Source organism: Novosphingobium sp. SG751A, assembly GCF_013149295.1.
GTDB lineage: Bacteria > Pseudomonadota > Alphaproteobacteria > Sphingomonadales > Sphingomonadaceae > Novosphingobium.
This window is the reverse complement of the sequence record NZ_JABGCB010000010.1, coordinates 128,045-151,951: the sequence shown is the minus strand read 5'-3', so window position 1 is coordinate 151,951 and position 23,907 is coordinate 128,045. Positions and strand designations below refer to the sequence as shown.

General features: G+C 63.2%; 20 protein-coding genes. 6 read left to right on the top strand and 14 right to left on the bottom strand.

Going from position 1 to position 23,907, the window contains the following annotated elements:
• Positions 1-50 precede the first annotated feature (50 nt).
• The 9 genes from alaS to FHW96_RS15000 form a co-directional block, all read right to left on the bottom strand.
• On the bottom strand, positions 51-2,699 hold the full coding sequence (gene alaS / locus FHW96_RS15040; RefSeq protein ID WP_172341398.1) for an alanine--tRNA ligase: 2,649 nt from the start codon (positions 2,697-2,699) through the stop codon (positions 51-53).
• 190 nt (positions 2,700-2,889) lie between these two features.
• Positions 2,890-3,963 carry a recombinase RecA gene (recA, locus tag FHW96_RS15035; RefSeq protein WP_172341397.1) on the bottom strand — a complete coding sequence of 358 codons (1,074 nt, stop codon included), beginning with the start codon at positions 3,961-3,963 and terminating at the stop codon, positions 2,890-2,892.
• A gap of 107 nt (positions 3,964-4,070) precedes the next feature.
• Entirely contained in the window at positions 4,071-6,524 is a 2,454-nt protein-coding gene (locus FHW96_RS15030; protein WP_172341396.1) for a response regulator, read from the bottom strand.
• Positions 6,525-6,529: 5 nt separating this feature from the next.
• Positions 6,530-7,033, bottom strand: coding sequence for a DUF2062 domain-containing protein (locus FHW96_RS15025; protein ID WP_253950983.1), 504 nt, complete (start codon positions 7,031-7,033; stop codon positions 6,530-6,532).
• 62 nt (positions 7,034-7,095) lie between these two features.
• Positions 7,096-7,578: an SsrA-binding protein SmpB gene (gene smpB / locus FHW96_RS15020; RefSeq protein ID WP_172341395.1), complete on the bottom strand. Its 483-nt coding sequence runs from the start codon at positions 7,576-7,578 to the stop codon at positions 7,096-7,098.
• A 123-nt stretch (positions 7,579-7,701) separates the two neighbouring features.
• Complete coding sequence (locus tag FHW96_RS15015) at positions 7,702-8,910, bottom strand: type III PLP-dependent enzyme (protein ID WP_172341394.1); 1,209 nt, start codon at positions 8,908-8,910, stop codon at positions 7,702-7,704.
• 309 nt (positions 8,911-9,219) lie between these two features.
• Complete coding sequence (locus FHW96_RS15010) at positions 9,220-10,395, bottom strand: carboxynorspermidine decarboxylase (protein WP_172341393.1); 1,176 nt, start codon at positions 10,393-10,395, stop codon at positions 9,220-9,222.
• Positions 10,396-10,398: 3 nt separating this feature from the next.
• The gene (locus FHW96_RS15005) at positions 10,399-10,743 is read right to left on the bottom strand and encodes a DMT family protein (RefSeq protein ID WP_172341392.1); all 345 of its coding nucleotides are present in this window, start codon (positions 10,741-10,743) and stop codon (positions 10,399-10,401) included.
• Between the two features lie 17 nt (positions 10,744-10,760).
• Positions 10,761-11,972, bottom strand: coding sequence for a saccharopine dehydrogenase family protein (locus FHW96_RS15000; RefSeq protein WP_172341391.1), 1,212 nt, complete (start codon positions 11,970-11,972; stop codon positions 10,761-10,763).
• Between the two features lie 199 nt (positions 11,973-12,171).
• On the opposite strand from FHW96_RS15000, the gene FHW96_RS14995 reads away from it, so the two are divergent.
• The 3 genes from FHW96_RS14995 to FHW96_RS14985 are packed head-to-tail and all read left to right on the top strand — an operon-like array spanning position 12,172 to position 14,534.
• Positions 12,172-13,410, top strand: coding sequence for a DUF3419 family protein (locus tag FHW96_RS14995; RefSeq protein ID WP_172341390.1), 1,239 nt, complete (start codon positions 12,172-12,174; stop codon positions 13,408-13,410).
• A gap of 5 nt (positions 13,411-13,415) precedes the next feature.
• Positions 13,416-14,069 carry a class I SAM-dependent methyltransferase gene (locus tag FHW96_RS14990; RefSeq protein WP_172341389.1) on the top strand — a complete coding sequence of 218 codons (654 nt, stop codon included), beginning with the start codon at positions 13,416-13,418 and terminating at the stop codon, positions 14,067-14,069.
• Between the two features lie 36 nt (positions 14,070-14,105).
• Positions 14,106-14,534, top strand: coding sequence for an MAPEG family protein (locus tag FHW96_RS14985; RefSeq protein WP_172341388.1), 429 nt, complete (start codon positions 14,106-14,108; stop codon positions 14,532-14,534).
• On the opposite strand, the gene FHW96_RS14980 is transcribed toward FHW96_RS14985, so the two are convergent.
• The 5 genes from FHW96_RS14980 to FHW96_RS14960 all read right to left on the bottom strand — a co-directional run bounded on the left by FHW96_RS14980 (position 14,531) and on the right by FHW96_RS14960 (position 20,585).
• A complete protein-coding gene (locus FHW96_RS14980; protein ID WP_172341387.1) occupies positions 14,531-15,730 on the bottom strand; it encodes a class I SAM-dependent RNA methyltransferase in 1,200 nt (399 codons plus the stop codon). The two genes, FHW96_RS14985 and FHW96_RS14980, sit on opposite strands and share 4 nt — an antisense overlap.
• Before the next feature lie 15 nt (positions 15,731-15,745).
• Positions 15,746-17,110 carry an NAD(P)H-hydrate epimerase gene (locus tag FHW96_RS14975; RefSeq protein WP_172341386.1) on the bottom strand — a complete coding sequence of 455 codons (1,365 nt, stop codon included), beginning with the start codon at positions 17,108-17,110 and terminating at the stop codon, positions 15,746-15,748.
• Positions 17,107-18,948 (bottom strand): dihydroxy-acid dehydratase, encoded by a 1,842-nt coding sequence (gene ilvD / locus FHW96_RS14970; RefSeq protein WP_172341385.1) that lies wholly within the window; start codon positions 18,946-18,948, stop codon positions 17,107-17,109. The genes FHW96_RS14975 and ilvD overlap by 4 nt, the downstream gene beginning before the upstream one ends.
• Positions 18,949-19,026: 78 nt before the next feature.
• Positions 19,027-19,761: an N-formylglutamate amidohydrolase gene (locus FHW96_RS14965; RefSeq protein WP_172341384.1), complete on the bottom strand. Its 735-nt coding sequence runs from the start codon at positions 19,759-19,761 to the stop codon at positions 19,027-19,029.
• On the bottom strand, positions 19,758-20,585 hold the full coding sequence (locus FHW96_RS14960; protein ID WP_172341383.1) for a 4-(cytidine 5'-diphospho)-2-C-methyl-D-erythritol kinase: 828 nt from the start codon (positions 20,583-20,585) through the stop codon (positions 19,758-19,760). Before FHW96_RS14960 ends, FHW96_RS14965 begins: the two co-directional genes overlap by 4 nt.
• 104 nt (positions 20,586-20,689) lie before the next feature.
• On the opposite strand from FHW96_RS14960, the gene FHW96_RS14955 reads away from it, so the two are divergent.
• From FHW96_RS14955 to moaB, 3 genes are all read left to right on the top strand, one after another.
• Positions 20,690-21,460: a hypothetical protein gene (locus FHW96_RS14955; RefSeq protein ID WP_172341382.1), complete on the top strand. Its 771-nt coding sequence runs from the start codon at positions 20,690-20,692 to the stop codon at positions 21,458-21,460.
• Positions 21,461-21,606: 146 nt separating this feature from the next.
• Positions 21,607-23,322, top strand: a complete 1,716-nt coding sequence (locus FHW96_RS14950) for a lytic transglycosylase domain-containing protein (protein WP_172341381.1) — start codon at positions 21,607-21,609, stop codon at positions 23,320-23,322.
• Between the two features lie 14 nt (positions 23,323-23,336).
• The gene (moaB, locus tag FHW96_RS14945; RefSeq protein WP_172341380.1) at positions 23,337-23,876 is read left to right on the top strand and encodes a molybdenum cofactor biosynthesis protein B; all 540 of its coding nucleotides are present in this window, start codon (positions 23,337-23,339) and stop codon (positions 23,874-23,876) included.
• Positions 23,877-23,907: the final 31 nt, after the last annotated feature.

Genomic DNA, 23,907 nt, shown 5'->3' with positions numbered 1-23,907 from the left:
CGCAGCTTCCCCGCGATAGCCCTTTTTAGAAACTAATAAGATCAGTAACTTTACCCTGCAATCACACCCTTGACCGCCGCAATCGCGTCGGCGGCCTTGGCGCCGTCGGGCCCGCCGCCCTGCGCCATATCCGGACGCCCGCCGCCGCCCTTGCCGCCCAACGCCGCAACGCCCGCGCGCACCAGATCGACCGCGCTGACCTTACCCGTCAGATCTTCAGTCACAGCCGCCGCAATCGCGCCCTTGCCTTCATTGACAGCAACGATCACAGCAACGCCGCTGCCCATCCGCTGCTTGGCGGTATCGAGAAGTCCGCGCAATTCCTTGGCGTCCAACCCGTCAATAACCTGACCGCTGAAGGTCACACCATTGATCGTTTCATCCGCCGCCTGCGCCGCCGCCCCGCCGCCGCCCAAAGCCAGCGCCTTCTTGGCCTCGGCCAATTCGCGTTCCAGCTTCTTGCGCTCGTCCAGCAGCGCCACCACGCGCGCCTCAACCTCATCAGGCGTGGTGCGCAAAGCCGACGCGGCAGCCTTCAACTGCTCCTCGCGGTTCACAAACCACTGACGCGCGCCCTCGCCCGTCAGCGCCTCGATCCGGCGCACGCCGCTCGATACCGCGCTTTCGCTCACTATGCGCAGAACGCCAATATCGCCCAACGCCCGCACATGGGTGCCGCCGCAAAGCTCAACCGAGAAATTCTTGCCATCAGCCTTGCTGCCCATCGAAAGCACGCGAACTTCCTCGCCATACTTTTCGCCAAACAGCGCCATCGCGCCCGCCGAAATCGCATCTTCCGGGCTCATCAGGCGGGTGTTGACCGCCTCATTTCCGCGAATTTCCGCATTCACCTCGGCCTCGATCGCCGCAATATCTTCCGCCGTCAGCGCGACAGGCTGGGAAAAGTCGAAACGCAGACGTTCGGGCGCAACCATCGACCCCTTCTGCGTCACATGCGCGCCCAGACGATTGCGCAGCGCGGCATGCAACAAGTGCGTGGCCGAATGGTTCGCCCGGATCGCATCACGCCGCGCCACATCAATCGCCAGCACGACCGCATCGCCCACCTTGACACTGCCGCTCTCAACTTTTCCGCCATGGGCGTGCAGGCGGCCCAGCGGCTTAGCTGTGTCGGCAATCGAAATGGTCAAACCGTCAGCGCCGGTGATCGTGCCCGCATCGCCCATCTGACCGCCCGATTCGCCATAAAAAGGCGTCTGGTTGGTAATGATCGTCACCGCATCGCCTGCACCAGCGCTTTCGACTTCCTTGCCATCCTTGACGATGGCGACAATCTGCGCCTCACCGGTCGTGCTCGTATAACCGGTGAATTCGGTCGCCCCAACGCGCTCGGCAATGTCAAACCACACTTCGCCGGCGGCGGCCTCGCCGCTGCCCTTCCATGCTGCGCGCGCGGCGGCCTTCTGCTGCGCCATCGCCGCGTCAAATCCGTCCTTGTCGACGCTGATCCCGCGCGAACGCAACGCATCCTCGGTCAAGTCATAAGGGAAACCATAGGTGTCATAGAGCTTGAAGGCGGTTTCACCCGCCAGCGTGCCGCCCCCGCCAAGACCATCGGTGGCCTCGTCAAGCAGTTTCAACCCCTTATCAAGCGTCTGACGGAACTTGGTTTCTTCGCGCTCCAGCACTTCCTGAATCAGCGCCTGCGCCCGGCCCAGTTCGGGATAGGCCGCGCCCATTTCCGTCACCAGGGAAGGCACCAGACGATGCATCAACGGATCCTTCGCGCCCAACAGATGGGCATGACGCATCGCGCGGCGCATGATGCGGCGCAACACATAGCCGCGTCCTTCATTGCTGGGCAGCACGCCATCGGCCAACAGGAAGCTGGTCGAACGAAGATGGTCTGCGATCACGCGATGGCTGGCGCGGGTGTCGCCCTCTGCCTTCACGCCTGTCAGCGATTCGCTAGCCGCGATCAGCGCCTTGAATGTGTCGATGTCGTAATTGTCATGCTCGCCCTGCATCACGGCGGCAATGCGCTCCAGCCCCATGCCGGTGTCTATGCTCGGCTTGGGCAGGCTCAGACGCGCGCCATCTGCCTGCTGCTCAAATTGCATGAACACGAGGTTCCAGATTTCGATGAAGCGGTCACCATCTTCCTCAGGCGAACCCGGAGGGCCGCCCCAGATATGATCGCCATGATCGAAGAAGATTTCGCTGCAAGGCCCGCAAGGGCCAGTATCGCCCATCGACCAGAAATTATCGCTGGTCGGAATGCGGATGATGCGATCCTCCGACAGGCCGGCGATCTTCTGCCACAGGCCGAATGCCTCATCATCGGTGTGATAGACCGTGACCAGCAACTTGTCCTTAGCCAGCCCCCATTCCTTGGTCAGCAGCGTCCACGCATGGGTAATCGCCTGTTCCTTGAAATAATCGCCGAAAGAGAAATTCCCCAGCATTTCAAAGAAAGTGTGGTGGCGGGCCGTATAACCGACATTGTCGAGATCGTTATGCTTGCCGCCGGCGCGCACGCACTTTTGGCTGCTCGTGGCGCGCGGGATCGCTCGCGTCTCCAATCCCGTAAAGACATTCTTGAACGGGACCATGCCCGCATTCGTGAACATCAACGTCGGATCGTTATAGGGCACGAGCGGCGCAGACGGCACCACGTCATGGCCATTCGAGCCAAAGTATTCGAGAAAGGAGCGGCGGATGTCGTTCGTCGAGATCATGGGGCTTGCCGATAAGCTACCAAAGGGCGGCGGACAAGCAGGAAGGCGCAATCAGAGCCATCGTTTTTGCCGAACAGTGCAAGGTTTTGCCCAGTTTCTGCTGATTGTTCCCGCCGGCATCAAAAAAATTGGGGGCGCGAGTGTGAATTTCGCCCGCGCCCCTTGCCTTTTCAACCTTCAACCGAAGGAATCACGCATCGTCTTCGGCATCGGGCCCAACCATCATCTCGCCCGCAAGCCCTTCAGTCTGAGCACGGATCGCATTTTCGATGCGGTCACGAATCTCGGGATGCTCACGCAGATAATTCTTCGAATTTTCGCGTCCCTGCCCGATCCGGATCGAATCATAGCTGAACCACGCGCCCGATTTCTCCACAATCCCGGCCTTTACGCCAAGATCGAGGATTTCACCGATCTTCGAAATGCCTTCGCCATACATGATGTCGAATTCGACCTGTTTGAAAGGCGGCGCCACTTTATTCTTCACCACCTTCACGCGGGTCGCATTGCCGACGATATCGTCGCGATCCTTGATCTGGCCGGTGCGGCGAATGTCCAGACGCACCGAAGCATAGAATTTGAGCGCGTTACCGCCTGTCGTAGTTTCCGGATTGCCGTACATCACGCCGATTTTCATGCGCACCTGGTTGATGAAGATCACCATACAACGCGAACGGCTGATCGAACCGGTCAGCTTGCGCAGCGCCTGACTCATCAAACGGGCCTGAAGGCCGACATGGCTGTCGCCCATTTCACCTTCGATTTCGGCCCGCGGCACCAGCGCGGCCACCGAGTCGACCACCAGCACGTCAATCGCGTTCGAACGCACCAGCGTATCGACGATTTCCAGCGCCTGTTCGCCCGTATCGGGCTGCGAGACGATCAGATTGTCGATATCGACGCCCAGCTTCTTGGCATAGACCGGATCGAGCGCATGTTCAGCGTCCACAAAGGCCGCCGTGCCGCCGCCCTTCTGCGCCTCGGCAATCGCGTGCAGCGCCAGCGTGGTCTTGCCCGAGCTTTCCGGACCATAGATTTCCACGATACGCCCACGCGGCAAGCCGCCAATCCCCAGAGCAATATCAAGACCCAGCGATCCGGTGGAAATGGATTCCACCTGCATCGTCTCCTTGGCCCCCAGACGCATGGCAGAACCCTTGCCAAACGCCCGATCAATTTGTGCCAGTGCGGCTTCCAGCGCCTTTTGACGGTCCATGCTGTCCTTGTCCTTGCCTTCTTGAATCAGCTTGAGTTGAGCTGCCACGTGCCGTCTCCTTGCTAAGGCGCTGTTGCCAAAGGTCAACACGGCATTGTGTATCGGATTTGTTCCACAAGAACAAGGCCGGAACAAAATTATTCCAACCGCTCAGCTCAACCCTTTTTCCCCGCCTTTTTGGCCAGCACGCCAGCCACTTTTCCCGCTATCTGATTTACGGAAAAAGGCTTAGGTATGAAGTACATATTTACTATATCAATCTCACGCCGCAACTGCTCTTCGGCATAACCTGACATAAACAATACCGGCAAATCGGGCTCCACGGCACGAATGGCACGCGCCATCGCCGGACCATCCATCGCGGGCATCACCACATCGGAAACCACCAGATCGAACATCGCAGCCCCCGAATCGCGCCGCGCCATCACCGCCTCGACGCCCTCCTCGCCATCGCTGGCCGTGGTCACCTGATAGCCTGCCCGGCTCAGCGCCCGCTCGGCCACCACGCGCACTGCATCCTCATCCTCAACCAACAGGATATCGCCGCCGCCCGCCCAGGCGCTCACCTCTTCCAACGGACGCGCCGCCACCTCGACCGCGCCGTGATGCACCGGCAGATAGACCGTGAAGCGCGCGCCCGCCGCAACCCCGTCCTGCGCCGCGACATTATCGGCAAAGATGAAGCCGCCCGATTGTTTTACAATGCCATAGACCGTTGAAAGGCCCAGCCCGGTGCCGCGCCCCTGCTCCTTGGTGGTGAAAAACGGCTCCCAGATCTTGCCCAGAATATCGGCTGGAATGCCCCCGCCCGTATCGCGCACCACCAGCGCCGTGTAATCGGCAATCGGCAGAATATCGCTGCCCATCGCGCGCACATCGGCCGCCGGCACCCGCCGCGTGGCTAGAATCAGCGCCCCGCTGCCGTCGCCGCCCGCCTTGCGCGAGGCCTCTTGCATCGCATCGCGCGCGTTAACCACAAGGTTGACGATCACCTGCTCCACCTGCGTCGGATCGGCCCGCACCGCGCCCAGATCGCGGTCATGGCTGACCTCCAGGCGGATCTTCTCGCCAATCAGGCGACGCAGCATCTGGGTAATATCCGAAACAATATCCGGCAGTTGCAAGACCTGCGGCCGCAAAGTCTGCTGGCGGCTGAAGGCCAGCAACTGGCGCGTCAGACTGGCCGCACGGTTCGAATTGGCGCGGATCTGCTGAATATCGTCATAGTCGCTGTCCCCCGGCGTGTGGCGCAGCAGCATCAGGTCGCATGTGCCGATGATCGCGGTCAGCACATTGTTGAAATCATGCGCAACCCCGCCCGCCAACTGGCCCACCGCCTGCATCTTGGTCGCCTGCGCCACCTGCCGCTTGAGCCGCGTTTCCTCGGTCGTATCGGTCAGGCCCAGCAGCACCGCCGCCTCGCCCAGCCCGCGCACGCCCGCAAGGCTGAGCGACACCGGGTCCTCGGGCTGCGCAGCCAGACGCACCGCAACGTCGCCGCTGGTCGCCGCGCCATAGCCAAAGCGGCGCACCGCATCCGACAGCGCCGCCTTATCCTCGCGCACCACCAGATCGGTGGGATAGGTCGGCATATCGCCTCCCTCGCGCCCCGCTGCGCGCATAAAGGCGGCATTGGCAAACAGCAGCCGCCCATCACGATCCGCCATCGCCAGCCCCAGCGGCAATCCGCCCAGCAAGGCCTGCAGATGCGGCACCGCCGCGCTCACCTCGCCGCTGCCACCAAGGCCAACACCCTGATCGACCAACAGCATCAGCGAGGGGCTTTGCTGAGGGTCGGCCAGATCCGGCCCGTCGGGATCGACCAAGGGCAGGTAAAACAATGTCAAAGGCACCGAATGCTTGACATCATGCGCCCAAAAAATCCGATCCTGCTCATCCTGAGTCAACAGGCCGATGAAGGGGCGGCCCGCCAACATGCCTTCCGCGCCCGACCTTTGGGCAAATACCTTGTTGGCCGCACGAATAGTGCCATCGGTTTCGACGAGAGCTGCGCAAAATCCTGCATGACCAAGCACAAGGCCCAACTTGCCCGCAAGATGACCGCACAATTCGGCCACCGGATCGCTCGCCGCCAGCGCATGCAATCGCCAGATCAGATAGGCTTCGGCCCGCCCCGCACGCACCACCTCGATCCGCCAGCGCGTGCCATCAGGCCCGGCTACGCGATCCGAGGCCGCGCCATCGCGCCATGCCGCCCGCGCCAGATCCTCCAAAGCGCCCGCCCTATCGCCAAAAGGCAAAGCCGGGGGCGCCCATGCGCCAAAACCGGCCTCAAACGCGCCATTGGCGCAAACCAGCCGCCCCGCGCGATCGACAATCGCCACCGCCGCATCGCCCTCGATCGCGGCCACCGTCACTGCCCAGTCAGGCTCTCCCGGTTCGGCATCGGGCGCCGCGCCCGCGCCGCGCCCCAGCATCAAGGCCGAAGCCCCCAGCACCAGCGCCCCGCCCACAAAGCCGGCCACCGCGCCCATCTGCCGTGTTGCCAGCCACACCAGACCCGCGCTGATCAGCAGGGCAACCGCCACCACCAACAGCCCGATCCCCGGCGCCAGCCTGACGCCGCGCTCCTGCTCCCCCGTCATCATCTCGTTCAGCCTTGCGCGCCAGCGCGTTGCCGCCGCCGCGCATGACGCACCAGCACCACCCGCCGCCATACCAGCGCAGCCACCACATAGCCCACCGCCGCACTGGCCAGAGAAATCACGCCAAGGCCCAGCAGCAGCGCGGGCGCGCCGTCGGAAAACAGCCAGCGGCTCCATTCGGTTAACCCTGCCCCGCTGCGATACAGGTGATCGAGCGTGTTCAGATCCGCGTGGAAACCAAAATTGTTACCTACCGAAATCGCGCCCACCATGATGAAAGGCGTTGTGGCCGGATTGGAAAGGAAGGTCATCGCGCCCGCCAGCGGGATATTGCCGCGCCACGGCACACACATCAGTGCGGCACCCACCAGTTGCACACCGGGAATCAACGCGAAAATGCCGACCAGCAGGCCCACCGCCACCCCGCGCGGCACGCTGCGCCGGTTGAACCGCCACAGATCGGCGCGCAGCACCAGATGGGCGAAGGGGGCGATAATACGGCTTTTTTCCAAAGCCGATCGGGTGGGCAGCAGGTTTCGCGCCCAATTGGACAGAGAAACGAGCCGCCGCCCGCTCACTTGTATTCCCTCATGATCCGGGCCTGATCACGCTTCCATTCGCGGTCCTTGATCGTGTTGCGCTTGTCCGCGTCATTCTTGCCCTTGGCCAGCGCCAGTTCGACCTTGGCCCGACCCCGTCCGTTGAAATAGACCGAAAGCGGCACCAGCGTCATGCCCTTGCGTTCCACCGCGCCGGTCAGCTTGGCGATCTCACGCTCATGCAGCAGCAATTTGCGCGGGCGCTTGGGTTCATGGTTAAAGCGGTTGCCATGGCTGAATTCGGGCACATTGGCGTTAACCAGCCAGACCTGACCATCGCGCACCTCGGCATAGGCTTCGGCAATCGAGCCTTCGCCAAAGCGCAAGGACTTCACCTCGGTGCCGGTGAGAGCGATGCCCGCCTCCAGCTTATCCTCGATAAAATAGTCGAAACGCGCGCGCCGGTTTTCGGCAACGGTCTTTTTCTTGTCGAACTGTGTCGGAGTCGGGCGGGCCATATCCAGCATGTAGGATGCGTGCGCCCCGAGCGAAAGCCCTTGCCGTGCCGTTTTCGAGGCAATGAACAAAAAAGAGGGCGACCCGTTGCCGAGCCGCCCCCTTTTATCTCTTCTGCGAGGGCCTTAACGCAGGCGCACCACATTGTCCGAATGGCGCGGGTCGCGGCGGGTGCCGCAATATTGCGTCGCCATCGGCTCGTCGCCAACCTCGGCCACCATGCCGGTGCCAAAGCCGTTGAAGCGCGTACGCATTGCCGCGCCATAGGCGCCCAGCATGCCGATTTCGATGTAATCGCCGGGCTGGATATTGGCGGGCAGACGAAACGGGCCTTCCATATAGTCGGCATCGTCGCAGGTCGGGCCATAGAAAGCGAAGTCTTCCTCGGCGCTATCACGCTCGGGGTTGAGACATTTGACCGGGAAACGCCATTCGACATGGGCCGCATCATAGAGCGCGCCATAGGCGCCTTCGTTGATGAACAGCTCGTTGCCGCGCCGCTTTTCCACCTGCACGATCATCGAATTATATTCCGCCGACAGCGCCCGGCCCGGTTCGCACCACAGCTCGGAAGAGTAGGACACCGGCAGCGATTCGGCCGCGCGGTGGATCGAGGCGAAATAGTCCTCCATCGGCGCAGGCTCCATCCCCGGATAGATCGAGGGGAAGCCGCCGCCAACGTCGATGATGTCCACCGTGATCGACGCATCGACGATCGCGGCGCGCACGCGTTCCAGCGCCTGCACATAGGCAAAGGGCGTCATGGCCTGCGAACCGACGTGGAAGCAGATGCCTAGGCAATCGGCAACCTGACGGGTAGCCTGGAGCAGCGGGGCGGCATCGGCCAGATCGATCCCGAACTTCGACGCGAGGCTCAGCTCAGAATATTCGCTCGACACGCGCAGGCGCACGCAGAGCGAAAGGTCGGTGGCCGCATTGCCATCACGGTCGCGGGTAGCCTCGACGATCTTTTCCAGCTCTTCCTGGCTGTCCAGGCTGAAGGTGCGAACGCCGTGGATGTGATAGGCCTCGTGGATCGCGGCCACCGGCTTGACCGGGTGCATGAAGCAAAGGGTCGGCTCGGCGCCCAGCGTTTCGCGCACAAGGCGAATCTCGACGATGCTGGCGGTGTCGTAATGCGTAACGCCATTTTCCCACAGCACGGCCAGCAGGTCGGGCGAGGGATTGGCCTTCACGGCATAGAGCGACTTGCCCGGAAACTTCTCAACAAAGAAGCGGGCAGCGCGCGCAGCAGCTTGCGGGCGATTGAGGATAACGGGTTCGTTGGGCGCGAGGGCGCGAACTACAGCCGATGCATCAAGATGAATGGACAACGCAAGGGACCCCCAATAGGCCATTCGGCCAAGATAAACACAATGGTGAAAAGCTGCCTTGCGGTTTGGAAGTCCCCATGGGGCAGCGAGGGGGGTGCATATAGGCCGTTTGTCGGGGGGTGCAAGCGGAAAAATCACGCCTGATCGCAGCTTTGGCCACGAATGGCGGAAAACTGGACTATCCCAATATCATCCCAGAATCACATGACAGTTTCATGACAAAAGCAAAGCGACGCGCCACCCGAAACGGATGACGCGCCGCCAATTTATCCTATTGATATTTCTTTGCTTAATCAACGAATCACGCGATCAACTCAAACGGTCGCGAAATGTCTCCCAACTGAAATGTTTCACACATTCCAGCGAATCATCCGCGCTGTTCCAGAGCCAGATCGAAGGCAGCGGCACGCCGTTGAAGGTCGTGGTCTTGACCATCGAGTAATGGGCCTGATCGAGGAAGGCGAAACGCTGCCCCGGCTCGCAAGGCACCGACAGCCGATAATCGCCAATCACATCGCCCGCCAGACAGGACGGCCCGCCCAGACGCACCACCTCGCCCTCCTCGCGCTCGCCCAACATGGCGGGACGATAGGGCGCCTCGATCACATCGGGCATATGGCAGGTGGCCGAAATATCGACGATGGCCACCGGGATGCCGTTGGTATGCGTATCCAGCACCGTGCCGATCAGGATGCCGGCATCAAGCGCCACCGCCTCGCCCGGCTCGAGATAAAGCTCGCAGCCGGTCTGCGCCTTCACAGCCTTGAGGAAAGCAACCAGATCGTCGCGTTGATAATCGGCGCGGGTGATGTGATGCCCGCCGCCAAAGTTCAGCCAGCGGATCGGTCCGCCATTCACCGCCAGCCAGGGAGCAATCGTGGGATAGAGCGCGTTCCATGTGCGCTGGAGCGGCTCAAAATCCTGCTCGCACAGAGTATGGAAATGCAGGCCGGTGACGCCTTCGAGATGCTCGGCCGTCACCTGATCGACCGGAAAGCCCAACCGCGAACCCAGCGCGCAGGGATCGTATTTCTCGACCTCGCCCTCGCGATGCAGCGGATTGATACGCAAGCCGATGTCGAAATCGCCGCCCTGTTCGGCGAGAATCGGGCGGAAGCGGGCAAACTGGCTCGGCGAATTGAAGATCACATGGTCGGAAATCGCGCAGATTTCGGGCAGATCCTCGGCCTTGTAACCAGCGCAATAAGTCGCAATCTCGCCCTTATAGGACTGCTGCGCCAGACGCGCTTCCCACAGGCCGCTGGTGCAGACGCCATCGAGATATTCGCCCACGATCGAGGCGACGCGCCACATGCTGAACGCCTTCATCGCGGCCAGCACCTTGATCCCCGCCCGGTCGCGAATATCGGCCAGCACGGACAGATTGGCCCGCAGCCGCGCCTCGTCCACCACAAAGGCGGGCGAATTGACACGGTTCAGGTCAAAATGCGCAAACGCGCCCGGATCGCCTGCACGAGTTTCCATGCTTCAGTTTCCTTTGAAAATCAGCGCTGCGCCCGCGATAATCAGCGCAAAGCCCGCCAGTTGCGCCAGCCCCGGCTTTTGCCCGAACAGCGCCCATGCCACCAGCACGAAACCCGCCAGCGAAAAAACTTCCTGCATCGTCTTGAGCTGGGCCAGCGAATAGGCCTTTGCCCCAAGGCGATTGGCGGGAACGGCCAGCCAATATTCGAAAAAGGCCAGCCCCCATGACGCCAGCACAGCCACCCAAATCGCCTTGTGGGGCGCCTTGAGGTGACCATACCACGCCACATTCATGAACAGGTTCGACCCCGCCAGCATCAGCGGGGGCAGGATCAAGCCCCAATTCATCAGCAAAAAACCTTCATTTAGAAAGCCACCGGGCCTTCCAGCTCTTCCACGCTCCACGGCAGGCCGTGCTTGTTAAGCATGTCCATGAAGGGATCGGGATCGAACTGTTCGATATTAAACACGCCCGCACCGGTCCACACGTCCTGCATGATCATGGCTGCGCCGATCATGGCCGGAACGCCGGTGGTGTAGCTCACCGCCTGATTGCCTGTTTCGGCATAGCATTCCTCGTGGTCACAGATGTTCTTGATGTAGAACGTCTTCTCACCGCTGCCGTCCAGCGCTTCGCCGGTGGCGATGTCGCCGATGTTGGTCTTGCCCTTGGTGGTCGCGCCCAGCGTGCTGGGTTCGGGCAGAACGGCCTTGAGGAACTGGAGCGGAATGATTTCCACGCCATTGTAGATGACCGGATCGATGCGGGTCATGCCCACATTCTGCAGCACGGTCAGATGCTTGATGTATTCATCGCCAAAGGTCATCCAGAAACGCGCACGCTCGAGCTCCGGCAGGAACTTGGCAAGGCTTTCCAGTTCCTCGTGATACATCATATACATGTTCTTGGGGCCGACTTCGGCAAAGTCGAACTGAACCTTGTTGGCCATCGCCGGGGTTTCAACAAATTCCCCGCCTTCCCAGTGGCGCGCAGGCGCGGTCACTTCGCGGATGTTGATTTCCGGGTTGAAGTTGGTGGCGAAAGCCTGGCCATGATCGCCGCCGTTGCAATCCAAAATGTCGAGCTGGCGGATGGTCTTGAGCTTATGCTTCTTGAGCCACATGGCGAACACGCTGGTCACGCCCGGATCGAAGCCGCTGCCCAGCAGCGCAGTCAGGCCCGCTTCCTTGAAGCGATCCTGATAGGCCCATTGCCAGTGATATTCGAACTTGGCCACGTCCTTGGGCTCATAGTTCGCCGTGTCCATATAGTGTGCGCCCGCGATCAGGCACGCGTCCATGATTGTCAGATCCTGATAAGGCAGCGCCAGATTGACCACAAGCTTGGGCCCGATCTGCTTGATGAGAGCGGCGAGCGCGGGCACATCCTCGGCATCGATCGCATAGGTGGTGATATCGACGCCCGTGCGCTCCTTGACCGACACGGCAATCGCATCGCACTTGCTCTTGGTGCGGCTGGCCAGATGGATGTCGGAAAAAATATCCGCATTCATCGCCATCTTGTGCACCGCCACCGAGCCGACGCCGCCGGCGCCAATCACCAGAACCTTGCCCATGGGCGAAACTCCATAAAAACGGGCCGGCGCTGATGCCCGACCCTGAAAAATCCGAATGCCGCCATATAGGGCCGGATTGTGACAGCACAACATGCCTTGATGCGCCCAATTGTCGTCAAATCGTCACGGCCCCGTCATGGCGGCGCAACGCACCGGTCATATGAGCGCTGAAAATAGTTCAGCCGGAGATCAGTCGCCCATGTCCGCCCCTTTGCGCGCCGCCCCTGTCATCGCCCCTCATATTATTGACAGGGCCGTGGTGCGCAGCCACGCCAAGCCAAGCGAACGCCTTGCCGATCGGGCCTTCGCGTTGGCTTTTCGCGGCCTCGTTTATGCCCAGATCTGGGAAGATCCGGTGGTGGACATGGCCGCGCTTGAAATCGCGCCCGACAGCCGGATCGTCACCATTGCCTCGGGCTCGTGCAATGCGCTGTCCTATCTGGTCGCCGATCCGGCCCAGATCACGGCGGTGGACCTCAACACCGCGCATATCGCGCTGGGGCGGCTGAAATATGCCGCCTTCCGCCATTTGCCCGATTACGAATCGCTGCGCCGCTTCTTTGTCGAGGCCGACAACAAGGCCAATCTGGCCGCCTATCGCCAATATCTGGCCCCGCATCTGGATGAGCCCACGCGCCGCTATTGGGAAGGGCGTGATCTGGCCGGGCGCAAGCGAATCGGCGGCTTTGCCAGCGGTATCTACAAGCGCGGGCTGCTGGGCAATTTCATCGGCATGGCCCATCTGGTCGCGCGGCTGTACCGGGTCGATCTGCGCGCCATTCTGGATGCGCAGAGCATTGAGGACCAGCGCCGCATCTTTGACGAAAAGATCGCGCCTGTCTTCGACAAACGCTTCATCCGCTGGCTGACCAACCAGCCCGCCAGCCTTTATGGCCTCGGCATCCCCCCCGCGCAGTTCGACGCGCTGGCGGGCGATCAGCGCATGGCCAACGTGCTGCGCGCAAGGCTGGAAAAGCTGGCCTGCGACTTTGCCGTGGGCGAGAATTACTTCGCATGGCAGGCCTTCAACCGCGGCTATGGCAAGGGGCCGGACGCCCCGCTGCCGCCCTATCTCCAGCCCGGCAATTATGACGCGGTGCGCGACCGCATCGACCGCATCGACTGGCGCCACGTCAATTTCACCGACCATCTGCGCGAACAGAGCGATGCCAGCCTCGACCGCTACATCCTGCTCGACGCGCAGGACTGGATGAGCGACGCGCAATTGACCGACCTGTGGCAACAGATCACCCGCACCGCCCGCCCCGGCGCGCGCGTCCTGTTCCGCACGGCGGCCGAGGAAACGCTCCTGCCCGGCCGCGTGCCGGATGAAACCCTCTCACGCTGGGATTACAGCGAGGCCGAAGCGCGCGACCTGATCCGCGCCGACCGCTCCTCGATCTATGGCGGCCTCCACCTCTATCGCTTCAAGGGATGATCCCCATGGCTACTGCTCCTGTTATCGACACCCATGGCGATCTGATGGACAGCGTCTATCGCTGGCAGCGCCATATCTATGATGTCACGCGCAAATATTTCCTGTTCGGACGCGACCGGCTGATCCGCGGCCTGCGCATGCCCTATGGCAGCGCAGTGCTGGAGGTGGGCTGCGGCACGGGGCGCAACCTTTCGCTGGTGCGCGAACTTTGGCCCAAGACCCAGATCCACGGGCTCGATATTTCACCGCTGATGCTGGAAACCGCGCAGGATCGACTGGGCGCCCGCGCGCGCCTGGCGGTAGGCGATGCCTGCGATTTTGATGCGCAGGATCTGTTTGGCCGGCCGCATTTCGAACGGGTGATGATCTCTTTCGCCCTCTCGATGATCCCTGCATGGGAGGAAGCCATCGCCCAGGGCATCGCCGTACTGGCGCCGGGGGGCGAATTGCACATCGTCGATTTCGGCATGGGCGAAGGGCTGCCCACGCCCTTGCGCTGGGTGCTGATGCGCTGGCTGGCGCATTTCCACGTCACCCCTCGCCCGGATCTGGCCGAGGTCGCCCATCATCTGGCAGGCAGCATCGCAACGGTGGAGACACAGGACGGCCCGCTGGGTTACTATCGCCTGATCGTCATCCGGCGGTATCGGGGCTTATAATCCCCCGCCCCCGGAGCAACCGGGGGGATATCGGCGATGAACAAGGCAATGCCGACGCCGGCGGCGGTGCTGGCCATCTGGACGCTGATCGTGCTGATCTGGATGGCGCGCACCCGCTTTGCCCATCTGGCGCGGGCCGGGCTGGGGGCAAAGGATGCCACCCCCGGCATGCGCGGATGCGATCTGGAAGGCCGCGTGCCGCCCGATGTCATGTGGAAATCGCATAATTACAGCCACCTGCTCGAACAACCTACATTGTTTTATGCAGTCTGCCTGATGCTGGCGCTGCCCAACAGCGGCCTGATCGATGTCGCGCTGGGCTGGGCCTATGTGGTGCTGCGGGTTGTGCATTCGCTCTGGCAATGCACGGTCAACACCATCCCCACCCGCATCCGGCTGTTCGCCCTTTCCACCCTCACCTTGCTGGCGCTCGCGGTCCGGGCCTTTTACCTCAGCGTGATTTAGTCCCGTACAAACAGACTGGCCAGTTCGACATGCGTGGTCCAGCGGAATTGTCCCACCGGGCGCAATTCGGCCAGACGATAGCCGCCCTCGATCAATTGCGCCGCATCACGGGCCCAGCTTGACGGGTTGCAACTGATATAGACCACGCGCTTGACCGTGCTGGCGGCGATGCGCCCCACCTGTTCGCGCGCGCCCGCCCGCGGCGGGTCCAGCACCACCGCGCCAAACCGGTTCAGCTCATCAGGCATCAACGGATTGCGGAACAGATCGCGGTGCAACGGATGAACGATCAGCCCAGACCGCCCCGCCGCCGATTTGCACGCCAGAAACGCCGCGCGATCAGCCTCGGCCGCCAGCACCTTGGCCCCCGCCTTGGCCAGGGCAAAGGCAAAAGTCCCCAGCCCGGCAAACAAATCGGCCACAGGCGAGACGCCCTTAAGCCATTCCACCGCCGCGCCCACCAGCGCTTGCTCGCCATCCAGAGTGGCCTGAAGGAAGGCGCCGGGCGGCAGAGGCACTTCCACCCCCGACAGGTTGACCGTAATCCCGTCCGGCTCCCACAAGCTCTCCGGCCCATAGCCCTGATCCAGCGAAAGGCGCGCCAGCCCAATGTCGCGGGCGAAATCGAGCATCGCCTCGGTCTGCTGCAAACCTTCGACCGTCAGGCCTTTAAGCGAAACGTCCACGCCCTGAGTGGCCAGCGTCAGGTCCACTTCCACCGCAAAGCGCCCATCGCGCCGCGACAGCAATTTGCGCAAAGGCCCCAGAACGGCGACCAGTTCGGGCGCCAGCACCGGGCACTCTTTCAGATCGACCAGCTTGTGCGACCCGCCCTCGGAATAGCCCAAGGCGATGGCGCCGCCCACCCGCGCCGCGCGCAGCGCAGCACGCCGCCGCGATCCGGCAGGCGAAAGATGCGTGGGTGCCAGAATCTCCGGCTCCATCCCCTGCCCGCGCGCGGCATGGACCACCCGGTCGCGCACGAATTCGGACAAAGCCTCATCGCCCACATGCTGCAAGGTGCAGCCCCCGCAGGTGCCGTAATGGCGGCAGGCGGGTGCGGCATAATTGGTCCCGCGCGCAATCGAGCCGTCCGAGCGCACGACATCCCCCGGCGCCGCGCCGGCCACATAGGCCCCGCTGGCGGTTATGCCATCGCCTTTGGCGGCAATGCGCAGGATCGGATCGTCACTCATGCTGGCCCCTTAACTCTAGAGGCTGGCCCGATAGGCCTTTGCGATGGATTTGGCCAGTTCTCCGGCAGAAAAAGGCGGCGGCGTAATCCGCGCCGCTTGCCCATGCAGCCAGACGCCTTCGCAGGCCGCCGCGAAAGGTTCGGCCCCCGTGGCCAGCCTGCTGGCAATCGCGCCCGCCAACACATCGCCCGTCCCCGCCGTGGAAAGCCAGCTTGAAGCGCGCGCAGCTGCCGCCCAGCGCCCATCGGGCGCGGCCACAATCGTGTCCGGCCCCTTGGCCACGATCACCATCCCGCTGGCCTGCGCCAGATTGCGCGCGCGCGAGACCTTGTCCTCGCCCCGGCTGTCAAAATGACGCTCCAGTGCGGCGAGTTCACCTTCATGCGGCGTGACAATAGTGGCCGACATCCCTTTGGAAAGAAGATAACATCCATCCGCATCCAGCACAGTGGGCCGCCCCGCCGCCAAAGCTTCGGCCAGCAGGAAATGCCCGCCGGCATCGCGCCCCAGCCCCGGCCCGACCAACAGCGCATTCAGCCGGTCATCGCCAAAATCCGCCCGCGCGCAAACCAGATCGACCGGCACCGCCAGCGGCGCATCGCAAAGCACTTTGACATAACCCGCGCCCGCGCCCTGCGCCGCCGTGGCCGCCAGCACCGCCGCACCCGGCATCGCGCCCGCCACCACGCCCAGCAGCCCGCGCCGGTATTTATGCGCGTCGACCGCAGGAGCATAAAATCGAGGCCGCCCGATCACCTGCCCCGCATCGGCCAAAGCCGCACAGCCAATATCCACCAGCCGCAGCGCCCCCATCCGCGCCACGGCGGGCATCAGCACATGCGCAGGCTTCCACGCGCCCAGCGCTATCGTCAGGTGATAATCGGGCAGGCCATCATTCAACGCCGCCCCCGTATCGGTGGCGATCCCGCTGGGCAGATCGACCGCAATCCGTTTGCCATGCCGCGCCGCCAGACCATTCAGCAGCGCCAGATCGGCATCCCCCAGCCCGCGCGTCAGCCCGGTGCCGAACAGGCAATCGACCAGCACATCGCCATCGATCACACCATCGGCCACCGCGCCAGAATAAAGCGACTGCGCCATCCGCGCCGCATCGGTGCGAGGCGGAGCAGCAGGGACAACGACCACATGGCCGCCCATCTGCCGGATCGCCTCGGCAATCACCCAGCCATCGCCGCCATTGTTGCCCGGCCCGGTCAGCACCGTGACGCGGCGCGAGGGACCAGCGATGCGCCAGACATAATCCGCCGCCCCGCGCCCGGCGCGCTGCATCAGTTCATCCACGCTGATCCCGCCCGCGATCAGCGTGCCTTCAGCGGCGCGCATTTGCTCGGCGGACAGGATCTGGGTGGGCGCCATCATTTCAGTTGCGAGAGATCCCGCACCGCGCCGCGCGCCGCGCTGGTGGTCATCGCGGCATAGGCTTTCAATGCGGTCGAAACCTTGCGCGGGCGCTCCTTGGCGGGGTGCCAGCCCTTGGCTTCCTGCGCGATGCGGCGGGTGGCCAGAACCTCGTCCGAGACGGCAAGGTTGATCGTGCGGCCGGGGATGTCGATCTCGATCACATCGCCGGTTTCCACCAGACCGATCGCGCCGCCCTCGGCCGCCTCAGGCGAGGCGTGGCCGATGGAAAGCCCCGAGGTGCCGCCCGAAAAGCGCCCGTCGGTGATGAGCGCGCAGGCCTTGCCCAGCCCCTTCGACTTCAAATAGCTGGTGGGATAGAGCATTTCCTGCATGCCCGGACCGCCCTTGGGGCCTTCATAGCGGATGACGACCACATCGCCCGCCACGACCTGTCCGGTCAGGATCGCCGTCACCGCCGCATCCTGGCTTTCGTAAACCTTGGCCGGGCCGGTGAATTTCAGGATGCTTTCATCCACACCCGCCGTTTTGACGATGCAGCCTTCGAGCGCGATATTGCCGAACAGGACCGCCAGACCGCCATCCTTGCTGAACGCATGTTCGCAGCTGCGGATCACGCCCTTTTCGCGGTCGGTATCGAGGCTTTCCCAACGGCGGCTTTGGCTGAAGGCCACCTGCGTGGGCACGCCGCCGGGGGCGGCAAGGAAGAATTCCTGCACTTCGGGATCGTTGCTGCGGCCAATGTCCCACTTGGCCAGCGCATCGCGCAAAGTGGGCGAATGAACGGTGGGCAGATCGGCATGGAGCAGCCCGCCGCGTTCCAGTTCGCCAAGGATCGAATAGATCCCGCCCGCGCGGTGAACATCCTCCATGTGAACGTCATTCTTCGCCGGAGCCACCTTGGACAGGCAGGGCACCCGGCGCGAGAGACGGTCAATGTCGTTCATGGTGAAATTGACGCCCGCTTCCTGCGCAGCGGCCAGCAGGTGCAGCACGGTGTTGGTGGACCCGCCCATGGCGATATCGAGGCTCATCGCGTTTTCAAACGCTTCGAAGCTGGCGATGTTGCGCGGCAGCACGCTTTCATCGTCCTGCTCATAATAACGCTTGCACAGTTCCACCACCAGACGCCCGGCGCGCAGGAACAGTTCCTTGCGGTCACTATGCGTGGCCAGCGTCGAACCATTGCCCGGCAGCGAGAGGCCAAGAGCCTCGGTCAGGCAGTTCATCGAATTGGCGGTGAACATGCCCGAGCAGCTGCCGCAGGTGGGGCAGGCCGAGCGTTCGATGGTCTTCACTTCCTCGTCGGTATAGGCCTCGTCGGCCGCCGCGACCATGGCGTCGACCAGATCGAGCGCCACTTCCTTGCCGCGCAGCACGACCTTGCCCGCCTCCATCGGCCCGCCCGAAACGAAGACGACCGGGATGTTCAAACGCATCGCGGCCATCAGCATGCCGGGCGTGATCTTGTCGCAGTTCGAGATGCAGACCATCGCGTCGGCGCAATGGCCATTGACCATATATTCGACGCTGTCGGCAATCAGATCGCGGCTGGGCAGCGAATAGAGCATGCCGTCATGACCCATCGCGATGCCGTCATCGATGGCGATCGTGTTGAATTCCTTGGCAACGCCGCCCGCCGCCTCGATCTCGCGCGCAACCATCTGGCCCAGATCCTTGAGGTGGACGTGGCCCGGCACGAACTGGGTAAAGCTGTTGACCACCGCAATGATCGGCTTGCCGAAATCGCTGTCCTTCATGCCTGTGGCGCGCCACAGCCCGCGTGCGCCCGCCATGTTGCGGCCGTGGGTGGAGGTGCGTGAACGATAGGCAGGCATGGGACTACTCCGGCAGACTCGAAATGACGTTTGCGCCCCTACTAAAGGCGGGGGCAAGTGGCAAATAGAAAATTGCAATCAAGGAAGATTTAGCGCAACTTTATTACAAATCATCACCATTCTCTCGGCCCATTCGGCCTGCCCTTTCGGGTCGCCGATCAAGTCCTGCCGGATCTCGACGCCCAGATAGGGGCGCCCCTCGGCCTCAGCGTGGCGATTCATCGTGTAATTCAGCACGCGGCCTGAATAGGGCAATTGATCCCCCACAATCAGCCCCTCAGCCTCCAGCAGGGGAGTAGCGATGCGCGCGGCGCGGTCGTCCTCATTATACAGGACGCCAATCTGCCATGGGCGCGGCTCATCGCTGGTGGCAAGGCGCGGCGTGAAACTGTGAAGCGAGAGGAGCAGCGCAGGCGGCGCATCATCCAGCAATTGCGAAAGCGCAGCGTGATAAGGGTGATGAAACCGGGCCAAACGAGCCTCGCGCGCTTCGGGCGAAAGGTCGTTGCCGGGGATCGCATGGCCATCGCTGACATGGGGGATAGTGGCGGCCTGATGGTCGCCGCGGTTGAGATCGCAGACGAGGCGGCTGACATGCGCGCAATAGGCGGCAATGCCGGGGCGCTGCGCCATGATCTGCGCAATCGCGCCCACGCCAATGTCCACGGCAATATGCTGGTCCATCAATTCGGGCGCGATGCCAAGATCCACGCCTTCAGGAACCCGGTTGCTAGCATGGTCCGACACGATCAGAATGCCGCCGAATTTGGGTTCGCCAAACAGGCGATAGGCGTCGGTTTCGCGCGCGATCATCGCAACAGCCCCGCCATTTGCCACCATTGCGGATGGCTGGCCGCGATCCAGGCGGCAGCCTCATCGCGCGCGGCCACATCATCGAACAGGGCAAAACATGTCGCCCCCGAACCCGACATTCGCGCAAGCCAGGCCCCCGTTTCACCCAAAGCCGCCAACACATCGGCCACCGGCGGACAAATCGAAATCGCAGGCCCTTCCAAATCGTTACGGCCATGCATGGAGATCTCTCGCGCGCTGCCCCGCGGCATGGCGCCGCGATCTACCCGATCCCACGCCTTGAACACCGGACCGGTGGGCAAAGGCACGCGCGGATTGACCAGCAGCACAGGGCAGCCCTTCAGATCCTCAGGCGCCGCCTCCAATTCCGTCCCCGTACCGCGCCCGACCATGGCCACGCTCTCGACACAGGCGGGCACATCTGCCCCCAGCCCCGCAGCCAGCCCATGCCAGTCATCGGGCAAAACCCCGGCCCGCCGCGCCATACGGAAAATCGCGCCGACATCGGCCGATCCCCCGCCCAGCCCCGCCGCCACCGGCAGCGCCTTGTCCAACGCCACCGCCCAGCCGCCATCACGCGGGATCAGCGCCAGCGCGTCCAGCACCAGATTGCTCTCCTCGCCCGCCAGTAAGGGCGAGAATTCCCCGGTGATGGTCAGCGAATCCCCGCCGGCCTGCGTCGCGGTCAAAGCATCGCCCGCATCGACAAAGGCGAAGAGCGTTTCCAGCTCGTGATAGCCATCCTCGCGGCGGCGGCGCACATGGAGCGCAAGGTTGATCTTGGCATAAGCCGTTTCGGAGAGGGGGAAATCGCAAGGTTCCATGGCGCCTCCCATGGCGCGGGCGCCCCGCGCAGGCAAGGCGCTTTGTACGAAAATCCCGTACAGCATCTTGCCATCCACCCCCAATGCCGCCAATCAGGCGCGCAATGACCGCGCAAGCTCCCCTCTCGGCCCAGATCGCCGCCGCGCTCGACTGGTGGCGCGAGGCCGGGGTCAGCTATGCCTATAGCGACGAGCCGCAGGAATGGCTGGAGGAAATCGCACAGGAAGGCGCTCCGCCGCCGATGATGATCCGGGCCAAGCCCAAACCACCGCCTCCCCCACCCCGCCCGCGCCTTGGCGGAGAGGTTGGGCAATGGCCCAAAACACTGGCCGAATTCGCGCCATGGTGGTTGGGTGAGCCGACCTTGGACCCCACCGGCACCTCGGGACGGGTGACCCCGCGTGGGGGTGTCGGGGCGGCGCTGATGGTGGTGGTGCCCATGCCTGAGAGCATGGATGCAGAAACGGGCGAGCTGTTGTCAGGGCCGCAGGGCAAGCTGCTGGAGGCTATGCTGCGCGTGATGGGTTTGAGCGCGTCCGATTGCTATATCGCCGCCGCGCTGCCCCGCGCGATGCCCGCGCCGGATTGGGATCTGCTGCGCCATGAAGGGATGGGCGCGGTTCTGGCCCATCACATCGCGCTGGCCGGGCCGCGCCGCCTGCTCCTGCTGGGGGATCGCATCCTGCCGCTGCTCGGCCACGACCCATCGCAAAAGCCTGCCCTTTTATCACCGATTAACCAAAGTGAGGCAGGGAATGGCAGCCCGGAGGCCAACGGCACACCCGTTCTGGCGGCTCAGGATCTGGGCATGCTGCTGGAAAACCCCCGGCGTAAGGCCGGTTTCTGGCGCAGCTGGCTGCATTGGGCCGAATAACGAGACGGAATAAGGGATTGATTTTGCGGTTACGGGATCGACAAAAGGCTGGGTCTGCGCGCGCGCTGCTTTGCGTCCTTGCCGGATTGGCGTCCGTCGCCGGAGCGCAGCCGGCCGCCGCCAATTCCGCCGCCGCCGATTATTTCATGAGCCGCGTTTCGCGCTCCGCCGTGCCCAAACTGCTGACCGAAGATGAGCGCACCTGGTACAAGGACATATTCGGCGCGATCAAGCGGCAGGATTGGGCGCGGGTCCAATCCATGTTTGCCGAACGTCCCGACGGCCCGCTGCATGGCTCGGCGCGGGCGGAATATTATCTGGCGCAGGGCTCGCCGCGCATTGATCTAGCCACGCTGACCGACTGGCTTAACGCCAATCCCACGCTGCCCGAAGCCGAGCAGATCGCCGCACTGGCGATCAAGCGCGGCGGCACCGCGCTGCCCACCCTGCCCTTGCCGCAGGCGCTCTATACCCAGCCCAACGCCCCGCGCCGCGCCCGTCCGCGCAGCATTGCCGACGGCACCATGCCCGCCACCATCGCGCAGGGCATCAATGACAAGATCAAGCTGGACGATCCGCTGGGCGCACGACTGCTGCTCGACGGCGTGGATGCCACGCTCTCGGCCGAGGCGCGCGCCGAATGGCGGCAGAAGGTCGCATGGGCCTATTACATCAACAATCAGGATGCCGACGCCTTTGCTCTGGCCTCCTCGATCGGCGACAATAGCGCGCCCATGTCCGGCGCATGGGTGGCCGAAGGATCGTGGGTGGCGGGCCTTGCCGCGTGGCGGCTGGGCGATTGCCTGAATGCGGGCGAGGCTTTTGCCCGCACGGCCAAGGGTTCGACCAACAGTGAACTGACCGCTGCCGCCTATTATTGGCAGGCGCGCGCGCAAGTGCGTTGCCGCCAGCCCGAAATGGCCTCGACGCCTTTGCGCGCGGCGGCGCGTCTCGATGAAACGCTTTATGGCATGATCGCGGCCGAGCAACTCGGCCTGCGCCTGCCCACCGGCCATTCCACGCCCGATTTCACCGCCGCCGACTGGCAATCCCTGCGCGAAAATCCCAATATTCGCGCCGCCGTGGCTCTGGCCGAAATTGGCGAAGATGGACTGGCCGACGATGTGCTGCGCCATCAGGCCCGTATCGGCAGCGCGGATCAGTATCAGCCCCTGTCACGTCTGGCGCGCGATCTGGGCTTGCCCGCCACGCAATTGTGGATGGCCTATAATGCGCCCGGCGGCGCGGCCCCGGCCCCGGCAAGCCGCTTCCCCACGCCCAAATGGACCCCGGCCACCGGCTGGCAGGTCGATCCGGCGCTGGTTTTGGCCCATACACTTCAGGAATCGGCCTTTCGGGCCACGGCCCTGTCCAGCGCAGGCGCGCGCGGGCTGATGCAGATCATGCCCGCCGCCGCGCGCGATCATGCCGGAGCGCTGGGCGTTTCAGGATCGGTGGGCGATCTGACGCGGCCCGATGTGAATTTGGCTTTTGGCCAACAGCATTTGCAGGCGTTGAAAAACAGCGCCGCCACGCAAGGTCTGCTGCCCAAGGTGATGGCGGCCTATAACGCCGGGCCGCTGCCTGTCGCGCGCTGGAACACGCAGATCCATGACGGCGGCGATCCGATGCTCTGGATGGAGTCGGTGCCCTATTGGGAGACGCGCGGCTATGTCGCCACGGTGCTGCGCAATTACTGGATGTATGAGCGGCAGGCAGGCGGCACTTCGGAAAGCCGCACCGCGCTGGCGCAGGGCCTGTGGCCGACCTTCCCCGGCCTCGATGGCGCGCGCGGGGTAAAAATGGCCGCTAATGGCGTGATTGCAGGCCCCGGCATGAACGGCTACCAAGCCACTCCATAATAAGGACGGCGCCGATGGCCATTGACGAAACCCGCGAGTTCAAACCGATCCGCATCGCGCTCTTGACGCTGTCGGACACGCGCACACTGGACAATGACACCAGCGGCGACATTCTGGCCCAGCGCATTGCGGATAAAGGACATGTTCTGGCCACGCGCAAAATTCTGCGCGAAGATGTGCCCACGCTGGTGGCGCAATTGGACGCATGGATCGACGATCCGCAGATCGACTGCGTGATCTCGACCGGTGGCACGGGCCTGACCGGGCGTGACGTAACGCCTGAGGCGCTGGACCAGATCATCATCGCCCACAGCGGCAAGCTGATCCCCGGCTTTGGCGAGCTCTTCCGCTGGCTCTCGTACAAATCCATCGGCACCAGCACCGTGCAGTCGCGCGCCATGGCGATCATGGCCGGCGCGACCTATATCTTTGCCCTGCCCGGTTCGAATGGTGCGGTAAAGGACGGCTGGGACGGGATCCTGTTTGAGCAATTGGACAGCCGGAACCGGCCTTGCAACTTTGTTGAGTTGATGCCGAGGTTGCGGGAGGTTTGAGAGGGCGCCTCCGACGGGCAAAGGGATTCGT

Bases quoted from the DNA above. Each gene is read 5' to 3' on its own strand.
- alaS (WP_172341398.1), bottom strand. From the start codon at position 2,699: ATGATCTCGACGAACGACATCCGCCGCTCCTTTCTCGAATACTTTGGC.
- FHW96_RS15030 (WP_172341396.1), bottom strand. From the start codon at position 6,524: ATGATGACGGGGGAGCAGGAGCGCGGCGTCAGGCTGGCGCCGGGGATC.
- smpB (WP_172341395.1), bottom strand. From the start codon at position 7,578: ATGGCCCGCCCGACTCCGACACAGTTCGACAAGAAAAAGACCGTTGCC.
- FHW96_RS15010 (WP_172341393.1), bottom strand. From the start codon at position 10,395: ATGGAAACTCGTGCAGGCGATCCGGGCGCGTTTGCGCATTTTGACCTG.
- FHW96_RS15005 (WP_172341392.1), bottom strand. From the start codon at position 10,743: ATGAATTGGGGCTTGATCCTGCCCCCGCTGATGCTGGCGGGGTCGAAC.
- FHW96_RS15000 (WP_172341391.1), bottom strand. From the start codon at position 11,972: ATGGGCAAGGTTCTGGTGATTGGCGCCGGCGGCGTCGGCTCGGTGGCG.
- FHW96_RS14995 (WP_172341390.1), top strand. From the start codon at position 12,172: ATGTCCGCCCCTTTGCGCGCCGCCCCTGTCATCGCCCCTCATATTATT.
- FHW96_RS14990 (WP_172341389.1), top strand. From the start codon at position 13,416: ATGGCTACTGCTCCTGTTATCGACACCCATGGCGATCTGATGGACAGC.
- FHW96_RS14985 (WP_172341388.1), top strand. From the start codon at position 14,106: ATGAACAAGGCAATGCCGACGCCGGCGGCGGTGCTGGCCATCTGGACG.
- FHW96_RS14980 (WP_172341387.1), bottom strand. From the start codon at position 15,730: ATGAGTGACGATCCGATCCTGCGCATTGCCGCCAAAGGCGATGGCATA.
- FHW96_RS14975 (WP_172341386.1), bottom strand. From the start codon at position 17,110: ATGATGGCGCCCACCCAGATCCTGTCCGCCGAGCAAATGCGCGCCGCT.
- ilvD (WP_172341385.1), bottom strand. From the start codon at position 18,948: ATGCCTGCCTATCGTTCACGCACCTCCACCCACGGCCGCAACATGGCG.
- FHW96_RS14965 (WP_172341384.1), bottom strand. From the start codon at position 19,761: ATGATCGCGCGCGAAACCGACGCCTATCGCCTGTTTGGCGAACCCAAA.
- FHW96_RS14960 (WP_172341383.1), bottom strand. From the start codon at position 20,585: ATGGAACCTTGCGATTTCCCCCTCTCCGAAACGGCTTATGCCAAGATC.
- FHW96_RS14955 (WP_172341382.1), top strand. From the start codon at position 20,690: ATGACCGCGCAAGCTCCCCTCTCGGCCCAGATCGCCGCCGCGCTCGAC.
- FHW96_RS14950 (WP_172341381.1), top strand. From the start codon at position 21,607: ATGAGCCGCGTTTCGCGCTCCGCCGTGCCCAAACTGCTGACCGAAGAT.
- moaB (WP_172341380.1), top strand. From the start codon at position 23,337: ATGGCCATTGACGAAACCCGCGAGTTCAAACCGATCCGCATCGCGCTC.